Source organism: Mesorhizobium sp. M8A.F.Ca.ET.161.01.1.1, from assembly GCF_004792105.1.
Classification (GTDB): Bacteria; Pseudomonadota; Alphaproteobacteria; order Rhizobiales; family Rhizobiaceae; genus Mesorhizobium.
In genome coordinates, this window is sequence record NZ_SRTD01000056.1 from 1 (window position 1) to 525 (window position 525).

General features: G+C 70.5%; 1 protein-coding gene. It reads right to left on the reverse strand.

The features are described 5' to 3' along the window. A partial coding sequence (locus tag EN804_RS34550; protein ID WP_210237380.1) for a PfkB family carbohydrate kinase occupies nt 1-525 on the reverse strand: 525 nt, incomplete at both ends.

Consider the following 525-nt stretch of genomic DNA (forward strand, 5'->3'; position numbering starts at 1 on the left):
AAGCTGGTGACGGTGCCGTGCTTGTCGCGGGTGTACCAGTGCAGCGTGGCCGCACCGTCGGTGACGATCACCCAGCGCGCCTGCGCAGCCAGCAGGCGCCGCAGCACCGCCGCCTCGCCGTCGGCACCCAGCGGCGCAGCCAGGTAGTCCAGCTCCTCGCGCGACAGCTTGACCAGGTCAGCGCGTTCCAGTGCCTGCCACAGCCGCGGCGTCGGATCTTCGTTGGCGGGCCACAGTGCCGGGCGCAGGTTGAGGTCCAGGCTGACCACCGCACCGGCGGCACGGGCGCGGTCCATGCCGGCGAAGGTCGCCTCGGCGATGGCCGGCTCGGTCAGGCTGTTGGAACAGACGTGGAAGCACTGCGCGCTGTCCAGGCACGCGGCCTGGAAATCGCTGTCACGGAACAGCAGGTCGGCCGCCGGCGGCCGGTAGAAGCTGAAGCTGCGCTCGCCATTGGCATCCAGGGCCACGAAGGCCAGTGCGGTCTTGGCCGCGTCGGTGCGCACGATGTAATCGGTACCCACG